The organism is Streptomyces musisoli, from assembly GCF_016741855.1.
GTDB lineage: Bacteria > Actinomycetota > Actinomycetes > Streptomycetales > Streptomycetaceae > Streptomyces > Streptomyces musisoli.
Window position 1 is genome coordinate 24,204 of sequence record NZ_JAERRH010000015.1, and the last position, 12,988, is coordinate 37,191.

Genomic DNA, 12,988 nt, shown 5'->3' on the forward strand with positions numbered 1-12,988 from the left:
TCCGGGAGATCCTGCATGGGTGGGGGGCTACCGCCTTCTCGGGCGGTTGGGTGAAGGCGGCATGGGGCGGGTCTATCTGGGTCGCGCGAAGGGCGGCAGGGCTATCGCGGTCAAGGTAGTTCAGCGCGAGTACGCTCAACTCCCCGAGTTCCGAGCTCGTTTCGCCCGTGAGGCCGAGGCTGCCCGGCAAGTCGACAGCGCCTGGACCGCGCCGGTGCTGGAGGCCGACACAGATGCCGCTGTGCCCTGGGTGGCCACGGCATATGTGCCGGGCCCGGATCTGCACACTGTGGTGACCGAGCTGGTTGGTCCTCTGCCCGAGCCGACGGTGACAGCTCTTGGGAATGGCCTGGCGCAGGCTTTGCGTGACATCCATGCGGCGGGGCTCATTCACCGTGACTTGAAGCCCTCCAACATTCTCGTCACCGTCGATGGCCCGAGCGTCATAGATTTCGGCATCGCTCGCGCCTTTGAGACGCTGGCGGATGAAAAACTGACGCGTACCGGGGCGGTGGTCGGTTCACCAGCGTTCATGTCTCCGGAACAGGTTCGCGGGCACAGGCTGACGCCTGCCTCCGACGTGTTTTCCTGGGGCTCTGTCATGGCATTTGCCGCCACCGGCCGTTCTCCATTCGGCACCTCTGACGGCGGGCTGCACGCCTTACTGTTTCGTGTTGCAGAGGAAGAGCCGAACCTGTCCGGGTTGCCCTCACCCATCCGCAGCCTGGTGGCATCGTGTCTGGCAAAGGACCCAGAGGACCGTCCTGCTGTAGGGGAACTCATCGCGCACACGGAACCAACCGCGGATCCCTGGCTTCCTGCATCCCTCCTCGCACACCTGGGACGCGAGATCGCCCGCGTTCTCCACACGGACGTCCCGAGTGGAGAACTGCAGAACAATGAAGCGCCGACCGGACGCAGTAAGACGGTCACTCCGGCAGATACGCCAACCGCGACTGCCACCCTCCCGGCTGTCCCCGCACGACGACCGCTACCACCGTCCCCCTCCGTCCCTGAGAAGTCCCGACAACGCTTCTGGGACACCTCAAGGCGGCGGAAACACCTTTACGTTTGGGTACTGGCCGCCGCCCTGACTGCGGCAGTCGTACCTGTCGTGACGTTTTTGGACGGCCTCGGAAGGCCGAGTTCGCCTTTCGCCGGCTCCTGGGAGTTGAACCAGCCGGTACTGGGCGGAACCTACCGACGACTTGAGATCAGCTCCGACAGCACGCCCGGCGGCTCACCCGTTCGCGTGCTGTTCACCAATTCGCGGGGGAACGTACTGTGCAAGGCGACAGCTCCCGTTCTTGAAAGCAGCAGCAAACGTCTGGCACTAGGGAAAGAGAAGATCACCGAGACGGTGCCTGCGCGCGCGGAGCGTGAGTGCGTAGCCGGACGCGGAGAGTCCTACACGGCGGAACGGCAAGGCAGTGTCCTCCGGCGAGAATCCACATCCACGAAAGACGACAGTGACACCGCCCTGGTCAAGGCAGCCGGCGGCAGCCGACCCATTGGTGCGGCCTTCCTGGGAAACTGGTCCGGATCCGACACGTCGTGGGACTCGTCCTACCAATGGGCCACGGTTGCCGTCCACCAAGGAGAGGTAGGTTCGATTACCGTGTCTTTCGTTCTCTCCGGAGGGGGCGACGGGAAGGCGTGCAAGGGTGAGTCCCCCCTCCTCAGCGCAAAGGATGACTCCCTCCGGCTCGGTCCCGCCGACTTCTCATCCTCTTCGGCACTCGGCTGCTCACCCGTAGGCCTGACCTCGAGCGGATCCTCTGACGAACTCACCTTGCTTCTCAGCGGCAACGCGACCATCACTCTGCATCGGACTTCCTGAACATTTCGCGCGCCGGCTTTCCGTTCGAGCCGGGCGCTGATGCCGATGCCGGCCGCCCCCCCCTGAGGGCGCGAAGGATCTTCTGGCACCAACTGCTGGTACAGCTACCTCAGCTCGTCCGGTGCCAGCACTCAACAATTCCCACCACAGCCTGGCAGCCTACCGACCCTGCCCATTGCGATGGCTTCCAAGTGATTTGGTTCGCTTATCGAACGTTTCATGGAGATCTTGGTGACCAAACACGATCCCCAGCCAATCGACCCGCTGGGGAAGTGGCTTCTGCCGCAAGGTAGACCAGTTGTACGCCGGTTTCCTTGCGAGAGTTCCTCCTGCGCACAGCGCCTTGTACGGGTCGGTAAGGGGTTCGGGCGGGGCGCGGCGCACGACCACGTCGTAGGTTCCGATCAGCAGCTCGCTCCCGTCGCGACCGGACCAGGCGGCTCGCGCCGATCGAGTTGCGGCGGACACCCCCGGGGGGTCGGCCGGTGGCGGGATTCCACAGCCGCGCCGTCCCGTCGTCCGTGCCGGTAACCAACGCCTTGCCATCGGGGCTGAGGGCAACGGCGTTGACGGTACGACGGCACCAACTGGCGGGCGACGTTCCGTTCCGGGCCACGCCGGCGGGCAGCGTGGCCGACGTCGTCGCCCGCTGTCGAGACGTGGTCAGGCGAGCGCGCGACGTTCTCGAGGGGGTGCACCGATCTGGGCACACCGGTCGCCCGACCGCGGCAAGACCGTCCATATGTCACGTCATACGAACGGCCGCCGCTTGGCGCCGCCGCCGCTTCCGTTCAGCGGGATCAGAGTTTCCAGATGGGCACCCCTGACCCAGGAACCCAACAGATCGCGGTGCAGGGCGACGATGTCCTGGCGCAGCGCCAGACCCAGCGCGGCTTTCGTGAACGCGCGGGAGGTGGTGACGAACAAGGCGACATCCGCACCGTGTTCGAGACGGGCGGTGCCGACGAACTTCTGCATGTCTTGGGAGGACACGCTCCGGTGCGGCGCATACTTCTTGCACTGGATGACCAGCTTGCGCCCGTCGGCCAGGTAGCCGATGGCATCCGCGCCCAGGTCACCGCTCTTGCCGCTGACGACGACCTCCGTGCAGCCGTCCCGCCGGCAGAGATCGGCGATGTACAACTCGAACTCCTGCCACGACAGCGCGTCGACCTCGGCCATCGACAACTCCCGCGCTCTGGCCTCCTCCTGCACCCGCCACGCGCGGTCCTGACCGACCGCGCGACGGTGCGCCCTCAACAGTGCCCAGCCTGCTCCCAGCACCACGCCGATGGCGAGCATGGCCACCAGGACAGGCCACACTGCTGACCAGTGCCCGGCCACCCACGCCACGGCGAGCACCGCCGTCGCCGCGGCCCAGCCCAGCAACTGCCTGCGCGTCCGCTTCTTCGAGCGCCGGCGCCGTCGACGTGCTGCCGCCATCACTCCCCAAGCCCCTGATCCGTAGCGTGCACCGACGGGTGTCGCCCGACGCCGAGTTCGCGGGCTCATCGGCTGGCCTGTGTAACGCCGCTCGCAAGCTGCCCCACGATGTTCAGGATCCCCGGGCCCGCCGGAGTGGGCGCGATGAGAACACCCAGCGCCAGGACGATGACGACGGTCAGCTTCTCGTCGAAACGGCTGCGGGCCTCCGTACGCCGCCGCAACCGCCACACGACGATGACTGCCAGCAGTACCGCCACGTCAATGGTCAGCAACGGTCCAGACCTCCCCCACCGACAGGCCACCACTGCCCGGGGACAGCACGACGCCGCCCCAGCCTTCTTGTCTAGCCGCGCCTGAGCGATGTTGAAGACGGGTTACCTGCGAATGGCACAAAGCCATCGGAACTGGCCGAATACCGCGGAGCAGATCGGTCGGCGACTGCACGATGCCGTACAGCTCGACTGCCAGGCAAGAAACGAGACCGGCCGGACGGGCAGGACTGACCCGGTTGAGGGCAGCGACGGCGGGTTCCTCTGCCGTAGCAGAGGAACCCATCACAAACACGGGCAGGTGTCCGCATGTTGCGTGCACGCAGAGGCGCACCGCTGTGGGGCACCATGGGCGTCCAGCCATCCATGCACCGGACGTCGTTGAGGGCCGGAAGGGACTCGGGGTGCCGGGCGACTCGAGCCCCGAAGCTGCCGTCGACTGACACCGAGGTCACGACGTCTCATCGCGGCCTTCGCGTTGGGCGATGACTGCTGCGAGATCGATTCGGATCGCCCTCGTGAGGGGGTCGTCCTCGCCCAACGCCCGAACGCAGTCGGCGAGCGTCTGCTCGTACAGGGAAATGGCATGCTCCAAGTCGCCCGCCTCCCTGTGGGACCGGGCGAGGTTCCCCTGGGTGGCGAGAGTCCCGGGGTGATCAGGGCCCTGCACGCGCACCATGTGCTCTACCAGCTCGGCGTAGGCACCTGTCGCCCCGGCTGCGTCCCCTGCCCACGCCCGCACGCCGGCGAGGTCGTTCAAGGTTGTGAGAGTGTCGGGGTGATCGGTACCCAAGAACCGCTTCTGGACGGCCAGCATCCTGGCGTAGGCATCCACGGCCTCGGCTGCGTCCTCCTGCATCCGGGCTAAGCTGGCCCGGATCGTGAGAGTGTAGGGGTGATCCACGCCCAACATCCGCGTCACGCGCTTCAGCAGGTCACGGCCAGTCTCCATGGCCCCGACGTCGTCCCCTGCTTCCCCCCTTTTCGCGGCAAGCTTGGCCTGAGTGGAAAGAGTGTGAGGGTGATCGGCGCCCAGCACCCGGGTCTGGTCGGCCAGCAGTGCGGCGTAGGCTTCCGCGGCCCCAGCCGCATCTCCCATAGCCTCCCGCCAGACGGCGAGGTTGTTCCGGGTGGTGAGGATGTCGGGGTGGTCAGGGCCCTGTACGCGTAGCCTGTGCGCCAGTAGGTCGGCGTAGGCTTCCGCGGCCCCGACCGCATCCCCTGCCCGGCCTCGCCAGTGGGCGAGATCGCGCCGGGCGGTCAGGATGTCGGGGTGGTCAGGGCCCTGTACGCGTAGCCTGTGCGCCAGTAGGTCGGCGTAGGCTTCCGCGGCCCCGACCGCATCCCCTGCCCGGCCTCGCCAGTGGGCAGCGAGGTCCCGGCTGTGAAAGGTGTCCGAGGACTCAGGGCCATTTACCCGCACACGATGTTCCCACAGGTCGGCGTAGGTTCCCGCGGCCCCGGCCGCATCCCCCGCCTGCCCCTGCCAACGGGCGAGATTGGACCTGGCTTTGAGGAAGTGGGGATGATCGGTGTCCAGCACCCGCTTCATGTGCTCCAGTAGGTCGGCGTAGGCTTCCGCGGCGCCGACCGCATCCCCCGCCCGGCCTCGCCATCGGGCGAGGTTGTTCCGGGTGGTGAGGGTGTGTGAGTGATCAGCGCCCACTACCCGGATCATGTGCTCCAACAATTCGGCATAGGCCGTCGCGGCTCCAGCCGCATCCCCTGCCTCTCCCCGCCACCGGGCGAGGTCGGCCCGGGTGATGAGGGTGTCAGGATGATCGGCCCCCAGCACCCGAGTCTGCTCGGCCAGCAGCTCGGCATAGGCTTCCGCGGCCCCAACTGCGTTCCCCGCCTTCCCTCGCCGTCGGGCGAGCCTGGCCCGGGTGCTGAGGGTGTCAGGGTGATCGGCCCCCAGCACCCGGATCTGGTCGGCCAGCAGCTCGTGGTAGAGCTGCGTGGCAGCCAAGCCGTGATCGTGCTCCAGCATGGCGGCGAGGCCCGCCCGGGTGGCGAGAGTGTCGGGGTGGTCGGCACCCAGCACCCGGATCCGGTCGGCCAGCAGCTCGCGATAGACGTGTTGGCCCCCGGCCGGACTCCATTCCCCCCACACCCGGGCGAGGTCGGCCCGGGTGGCGAGAGTGTCGGGGTGGTCGGCACCCAGCACCCGGGTCTGGTCGGCCACCAGGTCGGCGTAAGCTTTCCCGGTCGTACCCTCCGCTTCCCCTTCCCAGCGGACAAGATGGCGCCGGGCGGTGAGGGTGGCGGGGTGATCAGCGCCGAACTGTTGTAGTACGGCCTCAGTGACGTGGCGGAAGTGGTCATGGGCCGCGGTGGCTTGGCCTGTCTCGCCGAGGCTGGTGCCCATCCGGTACAGCACCGTATGCACGTCCGACTGGTACAGGACCGACCCTGCATGGTGGGCCAGGGCTTGTGCGTTGGCGCGGAGGGTCTGGGCGAAGGCGGTATCGCGTTCGGTGGTCGGCCAGGCGAAGACGAGAGCGTCGGCGGCAGCCAGGGCGGTCCGGTCGTGCTGATGGGGAGTCAGGGCATCCCGGGTGGCGCGCTGGATGAGCTGGTGCACGCGGACGGCCTGCTGAGGGCTGTCGGGGCTGTGGTCGACCAGACTGAGCCGGCGCAGGGCCATCAGGGCGCGCCTCGCGTCCTGAGGGGAGACTGCGACCGGTCCGTCGCTGGGCTCCGCGCCAGTTGAGGTGCGGTGTGCGAGGCACGCCAGCGCGGGCTGGCTGGTCAGGACATCCAGCGGGATGCCGTTGGCGTTGAGGAAGGCGGTGAGCTGGAGCATGGGGCGGGCCAGGCCGACGGGGCGCAGCGTGTCGGCGCGCTCGATGGACAGTGACCAGGCGGCGGCCAGGGGCAGGGTCTGCTCGTCGGGCAGGACGTCGGGGGCGGCGTCGATGAGTTTCTTGGTGCGGTCGGCCAGCAGTTCCCGGTAGGCAACCACGGTCTCGCCGGAGTCGACGATGTAGGCGGCGGCCTGGGCGAGGGCGAGCGGCAAGTGGCCCAGGTCTTCGGCGAGGGCGGCGAGTAGATCGACGTTCTCGGGACGATGGTGGTCGGCCAGCGCGGCGGTGAGGTAGGCGAGGGACTCTTCGGGGGTGAACAGGCCGACCTCGATCAGTCGGCGTCCGTGGCCGGAGAGGGCGCCGTCCTTGCGGCGGGTGGTGACCAGAGTGCGGCCCTGTGGGCTGACCGGCGGCCACAGTCCGTTCAGATCGGCCGGGTCGGTGACGTCGTCGAAGACGACCAGCCACCGCAAGGGTTGTTCCTGTGGTTTGGGCTGCAACCGGGCCAGGAAGGTCTGCGCCGCCTGCTGTGGATACTTCGGGTCGGCACCGCAAACCTCAATGCCGGCCTGTGCGCAACCCGAGGCGGCCGCAGTGGCGTTGTCGGCCGTGATCCACACCAACAGGTCCACCTCATCGCTCTGCCAGGCACTGCGGGCATAGTGGGCGGCCAGCTGGGTCTTCCCCACCCCGCCCATACCTGTCAGCACCCCGGCCGCAGAGCCGACGACGGTGGTCCCGCCTCCGGTCAGGGTCGCAGCCAGCCGTTCGGCCTCGGCCCGGGTCTGGAAGCAGTTGGCCTGTGGCGGGATCCTCCCGACCTGATACGGCAGCGCGGCCGGACCCTGCCCGAAGAAGTTGTTCTGAATGCCTTTGCCGAGCACCGGCCCGTGGAAGGTGCTGTGCCGAGAATCGATGTAGTCACCGTCGCCGCTACCGGGGCGGTCCTCGGTAGTACTCACCTCGACCTGCCACCGTGATCGTGCGCGGTGCCCTGGCCCGCAACCGGCCCATGGAGCGTACTGTGCCGGAAGTCGACGTGGTCCCCCGCCCCGGCTTCCGCTGCCGGTTCCCTGCCCGGCAGTCCCTCCACGAGCTGATCAAGCGCCGCAGCGAACTGCTCATCCCACTCAACGGCGTCCTCCAACGAGCCCGTCAGTCGGCGCCGTGAACGCTCCGTGAGCTCTTGCCACCCCGTCTCGGTTTCCTCTTCAGCCCGTTGCAGTGCCGGGTCCTGATCGAGTTTGCGGCGGACCAGACCGACCAGGTCGTGCACCCGGTCCATCCCCGCGTCCAGCCCCCGGCCGACCTCGGCGTCCGCCCGCCCCGCTACCCGGTGGCCCTTACCCACCAGCCACGCACACGCGTACCCGACTGGAATCTCCACGCCCGTCATCACGCCCCCGGCCCGTCTCCAGTGACAGCAGGTCCGACCGTACCTGCACTGTACGGACCGGGACCCCCCTCACGATCGAACGGTCAAACCCGAAACCGCAACGATCGCAACCCGGTGACACCTGCGAAACCGGAGTGTCCCGAGTCCGGTGGAGTCACATCACTTGGTTTACAGCGCAACACCTACGGCCCCGAACGGCGCTGACAAAGCGGAGTGGGAGGCCACGGCAAGTTCCAGGAGCGGCTGCGGGCGCACCGGCCGGAACCGCGCCCTGATGTTCGACCTGGCCGACAGCCGGAGTTCGCCGCGGCCCCGGTTGACCGGACGGTGTTGGATGCGAGTACCGCCGCCTCACTCGAGCTGCTGCCTCCGCGAGGGGCCCGTGCACACTCGATACTGCGGCCGGCCCGGGAGGTACTGGGCTTGTTCCTGTCGGCTGAGACCCCGGTGGAGAGCATGGCAGATCCGGTCGATCACTCCGGTCGGGCTGGGTACGGTCAGCTTCCACAACTGGATCGTCCCGTCTCCGCTGCCTGCGGCCAGCGTGCGCTGGTCGCTGCTCATGGCCATTGAACTCACTTGCAGCCGACGCCCCCTCAGCGTGTCGCGGACGGTGAGGGTGGATACATCCCACAGGCGCACCGTTCCGTCGTCGTGGCCGACGGCGAGGGTGCGGCCGTCGGCGCTCAGTGCGACCGATGCGGCGTTGTCGGTGAGGAGTGCGCGACTGCGGCCGGTGGCCACGTCCCAGAGCCTGATGGTTCCGGATGCGTCGGCGGATGCAAGCGTGTGCCCGTCACCGCTGAAAGCGAGTGCCGCTACGACGCCCGTATGCCCGGTGAGGACCGCACGGCGCTTGCCGGTGGCCACGTCCCACAGTCGTACGGTCGCACCGGTGTCGCCTGTGGCAAGGACGCGGCCGTCGGGATCCAGGGCCGCCGTCACAAGAGCGACGGATCGCGAGTGGCTCTGAACCGTCGTTCGGAGCATGTGGTCGGTCGCGTCCCAGACTTGCACGGTGCGGCCGTCGGCGTCGGTCAAGGCGGCTATCACATGACCGTCCGGGGGCAGGCTCACTGATGTGGCCAGGGCGCTGGAGACGACGGTGCGGGTGCCGTGGGTCCGTTGGCCGGCCGTGTCCCACGTGCTGACTCCTCCGGCGGCGTCGCCGGTCTCCAGTGCGCGGCCGTCCGTGGTGAAGACCATGGACGTAGCGGTGTCGGCGGTCTTCCAACTGGCTCGGGCCGCCCCCCGCCGGGTGTCCCACAGGCGGACCGTGCGGTCGCGGCTTCCGGTGGCCAGCACGGTTCCGTCAGGGCTGAACGAAACAGAGGTCACGCCGCCAGTGTGTCCTTTGAGGACTGCACGGCTTTCGCCGGTGGTCACGTCGTACAGCCGTGCTGTGTCGTCTGCACTGCCCGTGGCCAGCAGGCGCCCGTCGGGGCTGAACCTCACCGCGCGTACCGGACCCTTGTGACCGGTGAAGCGTGCGTGCAACGAGCCCGTCCCCGTGTCCGAGAGCTGCACATCACCCAGCTCATCGCCCGCTGCCAGCAGTTTGCCGTTCGGGCTGAAGGCAATCGACACCGGGGCACCAGGGCGCGTGAACCGGATGGTCCGGGTCGTCCCTCTGGACAGGTCACGCACCCGGATCACACCGTCGGAGCCGCCGGCCGCGAGCAGGCGGCCGTCCGGGCTGTAGGCAATCATCGTTGCCGTGTCGGTGAAACCGAGCAACGTGGCCCGGAGCGCGCCGGTGGCGACGTGCCTCAACCTGACTGTGCCGTCAGAGGAGGCAACGGCCACGGTGCGGCCGTCGGGGCTGAACGCCACCGGTCCCGTCTCGGCGTGATCCGTGACCGTCCAGACCTTCCTGCGCGTCGGGTTGCTCAAGCGCAGCGTTCCTCCGGTGTGTCCCGCAACCAGAAGGTGCCCGGCCTTGCCGTAGGCGATCGTTCTCACTCCGCGGGCGCGTGTGCGCAAAGGCGTACGCGCCGTACCCGTTCCCGTGTCCCACCGCAGAATCGTGCCGTCCGAGCCGCCGGCGGCCACGGTACGGCCATCAGGGCTGAAGGCCACCGCCTCGACGGGGCCGGCGTCTCCGGTCAAGCGCTGCCGCACCGGGAGCGCTGCCGCCGCGTAGAGACTCGAGGTGGCCTCGGCCGTAGGGCTGATCCGGTACGCCTGGACGGCCAGGAGCGAGGCGAGGTCGGGGTCGTAGCCCAGCAGAGCGGCCGACCGCGCGGCCAACTGCCGTGACAGGGCTGCCTTCTGCGCAGCGACGGCCTGCTGTCGCCGGTGTTCACTGATCCGGGTCTGGCTCCATGCGATCGCGCCTGCGGTCATCGCGACGACGAGCAGGACGGACAGCGCGGCGATGAGCTGGCGTCGGCGGCGGGTCGTTCGCACAGCCGCGCGTCGTTCCCGTTCACGAGCGGTGATGCTGCCGGTGAGGAAGTTCCGCTCCAAGCGGGTCAGCTCTTCGACGGTGTCAGGGTCTCTGAAGGCTTCCTCTGCGGCGGCGAGCCGCACCCCGCGGTACAGGGCTCCCGGGTCGCGGTCGAGGGCCTTCCATTCGCTCGCGGCTTCGGTGAGCTGACGGTGCAGGCGCAAGCGTGCGCGGGCGCCGTCGATCCACTCGTGCAGCCGGGGCCAGCCCGTGATCAGTGCCTCGTGGGCGAGATCCACGGTGCCGTCGGCGAGGGTGAGCAGCCGGGCGTTGGCCAGACGTTCCAGGACGAGGGCGATGTCGTGCCGGGAGGCGGCGCCGACGTCGAGTTCGCTGCGGTCGACGGGGCGCCCGGTGTCCTGGGAGTCCTCGCCGGGGACGATCAGCCGCAGCAGGATCAGCCGGGCCAGCTCGGCGTGGCCGGGAGAGAGCTTGGTGTAGACCTCCTCGGCGCTCTGCGCGATCGCACCGTGCACGCCGCCCGCCGCTTCGTACGCCTGCATGGTCAGCGCCCTGCCGCGGCGCCGCCGCCAGGTCTCCCGCAGGGCGTGTGAGAGCAGCGGCAGGCCGCCTGGCGTGCCGTGCACCTCCTCCACCAGGCGAGCGGTCAGGCCGCGCTCGACGATCAGTCCGGTCGTCTGTGCGGGCCTGACGACGGCTTCGCGCAACTCGGCCGGGCTCATGGGGCCCACCAGCAGGTTGGCCTCCCGCAGAGCCACGGCGAGGTCGCCGTGCTCGGCACAGCGTCCGTAGAAGTCGGCGCGTACGGCGATGACGACGCGCAGCCTGCTGTCCGGGTGCCGGGCAGCGAGCAGGGCGTCGATGAAGGCGGTGCGCTCGTGCGGGTCGCGGCCGAGGGTGAAGACCTCCTCGAACTGGTCCACGACGAGGACGGTGTCGCCGTCGGCGTCCTTGGGCTGCAATGCCTCCGCGTGAGTGCGCAGGGGGTGATCGCCCGGGGTGAGGATGCGGATCGCCGCCAGGGATGGGCCCTCGGCGCGTAGTTTGGGGATCAGCCCGGCCCGCAGCAGCGACGACTTACCGCTGCCGGACGGGCCGACGACCGCCACGAAGCGCCGGCGCAGCACCAGTTCCTGTGCATCGGCCACCAACTGGTCCCGCCCGAAGAAGCGCTCGTGGTCGTCGGGTTCGAAGCGAACCAGCCCGAGGTAGGGGGACTCGGTGACACCGTCTTCGCGGTCTCGGACCGCCGACTCCTCGGCGGTCTCGTGCCAGCGCCGCTCCCACTCCTCCACATCGCCGTCGCAGGCCCGGGCATAGGCCAGGGCGAGGTCCAGTGACGGCAGTTGCTCACCGGCGGCGGCCTGGGAGAGCGCGCTCACCGAGTAATGGGCTCGGCGCGCCATCTCCCGGTATGTCAGACCGCCCGCTTCCTGGCGCAGCTTGCGCAGCTCATACGCGAACCGCTGCACCGGCCCCGCACCTGGGTCCACCGGCCTCTCACGACGCCCCACCGGCCTGATTCCCCTCATGCCCCTGGCAATCACCGCGACGCAGAGTCACCCGCGTCCCGATCACGCTAGGAGCCGGTCGCATGCCCGACAAGTACCGAATCAGCCCGGCCGGAGGGGCGGAACCGGCACAGCCGTGATTGTTCACTGTGGCGGAGGGGGGCTGCTGAACAACGGTGCGGGCGGTGAACTCGATGACGCACAGCACGGACCGAGCTACAGCCGGCCCGACCGCATCCGCCACGGAAATCGCCGGACGGGGGCAGCGAGCACGCGCCTACAGGGCGCAGTGCTCACTTCGGTAGCGGCGGCGGCAGTCATACCCGGCCGTAGTTCTGTCCGTGGCTTCCTGTGCTGACCGCTCCACCCGTGATGAGACAGGGGAACACCTTGCGGAAGCTCAAGATCGTATCGCTGGCGGCATCCGCCTTGCTGGCCGGAAGCGGCATGGCCGCCGCGACGGCAGGACCGGCCGCGGCCTCGGACGCGCCTGCCGCCGCAGCCCGAACCGCCTCCGGCCCTCGCATCATGGCAGCGCCGTCCGACTGTCCGAAGTACTACTTCTGTGGCTACAAGTACGCGAACTACACGACGCTGGCGTTCAAGTTCAAGGACTGCTACCTGCAAGAAATCCCGGACGGCCTGAACAGCGGCGGCTCCTGGTACAACAACCAGTCCAACGGCACCAAGGCGAAGATGTACGACAAGAACAGGCACCTCATCTACACCACCCCCGGCGCGCCCTACGGCGACCCCAACGGCAACTGGGCCCCGGTCTGGTACGTCGACGCCTGCTGAGTGCCCGCGTCTGAGACCTGCACGAGAAGGGACCGGTTGATCGAACCGATCGGGTGAGTGGGAAGCGTGGCTCGGGCCGGGGCTGCTTCCCCGCGGGGCACCGATCCGGCGGTTCCGTATTTTTGCAGGCTGAGCGTCACCAGTGGTCCGCCGGTACTCCCGGCGGACCACTGCTGTTCCGTACGGTCGGTCCGCCGGCAACCGCTCACCCGGATCACCCGACTCGGCACCGGCGACAGGCGAACGTCCGCAACTTCGGTTCCGTCACCTGGGCTTGCGGCCCGAGCACGGTCATGCCGCAGCGATCCGCCGCCTTGTCCTCCAGGCCCCGGCTCCGCTGCTCCCTCACCGACGATGAACGCTCGACTCCTACGCGCCGAAACATGGGGAAGCCAAGGCCTGTTCCGTGGCCGGCGGGAACAGCCGGTCCAATCGGCACTGTTGCACCAGTCGGGGGAACAACGCCTGCCGGCGATTGGGACCGAGGCGTTTCACAACAGGAGGACTTCTT

General features: G+C 68.6%; 8 protein-coding genes. 3 read left to right on the forward strand and 5 right to left on the reverse strand.

Going from position 1 to position 12,988, the window contains the following annotated elements; translation table 11 throughout:
- The first annotated feature begins 19 nt into the window (after positions 1-19).
- On the forward strand, positions 20-1,840 hold the full coding sequence (locus JK361_RS29995; protein ID WP_372448754.1) for a serine/threonine-protein kinase: 1,821 nt from the start codon (positions 20-22) through the stop codon (positions 1,838-1,840).
- Positions 1,841-2,057: 217 nt separating this feature from the next.
- Here the strand turns inward: JK361_RS29995 and JK361_RS42690 are convergent, their stop codons facing one another.
- The 4 genes from JK361_RS42690 to JK361_RS30010 form a co-directional block, all read right to left on the reverse strand.
- Positions 2,058-2,582, reverse strand: a complete 525-nt coding sequence (locus tag JK361_RS42690; RefSeq protein WP_372448755.1) for a hypothetical protein — start codon at positions 2,580-2,582, stop codon at positions 2,058-2,060.
- A gap of 8 nt (positions 2,583-2,590) precedes the next feature.
- A complete protein-coding gene (locus JK361_RS30000; protein ID WP_201824058.1) occupies positions 2,591-3,283 on the reverse strand; it encodes a restriction endonuclease in 693 nt (230 codons plus the stop codon).
- Positions 3,284-3,348: 65 nt separating this feature from the next.
- Positions 3,349-3,558 carry a hypothetical protein gene (locus JK361_RS30005; protein WP_201824060.1) on the reverse strand — a complete coding sequence of 70 codons (210 nt, stop codon included), beginning with the start codon at positions 3,556-3,558 and terminating at the stop codon, positions 3,349-3,351.
- A gap of 448 nt (positions 3,559-4,006) precedes the next feature.
- A complete protein-coding gene (locus JK361_RS30010) occupies positions 4,007-7,324 on the reverse strand; it encodes a tetratricopeptide repeat protein (RefSeq protein ID WP_201824062.1) in 3,318 nt (1,105 codons plus the stop codon).
- Between the two features lie 62 nt (positions 7,325-7,386).
- On the opposite strand from JK361_RS30010, the gene JK361_RS30015 reads away from it, so the two are divergent.
- Entirely contained in the window at positions 7,387-7,533 is a 147-nt protein-coding gene (locus tag JK361_RS30015) for a hypothetical protein (protein ID WP_201824064.1), read from the forward strand.
- A 576-nt stretch (positions 7,534-8,109) separates the two neighbouring features.
- Here the strand turns inward: JK361_RS30015 and JK361_RS30020 are convergent.
- Positions 8,110-11,640, reverse strand: a complete 3,531-nt coding sequence (locus JK361_RS30020; RefSeq protein WP_307787350.1) for an nSTAND1 domain-containing NTPase — start codon at positions 11,638-11,640, stop codon at positions 8,110-8,112.
- A gap of 567 nt (positions 11,641-12,207) precedes the next feature.
- Here JK361_RS30020 and JK361_RS30025 point away from each other — a divergent pair.
- A complete protein-coding gene (locus JK361_RS30025; RefSeq protein ID WP_201824073.1) occupies positions 12,208-12,477 on the forward strand; it encodes a hypothetical protein in 270 nt (89 codons plus the stop codon).
- Positions 12,478-12,988 lie beyond the last annotated feature (511 nt).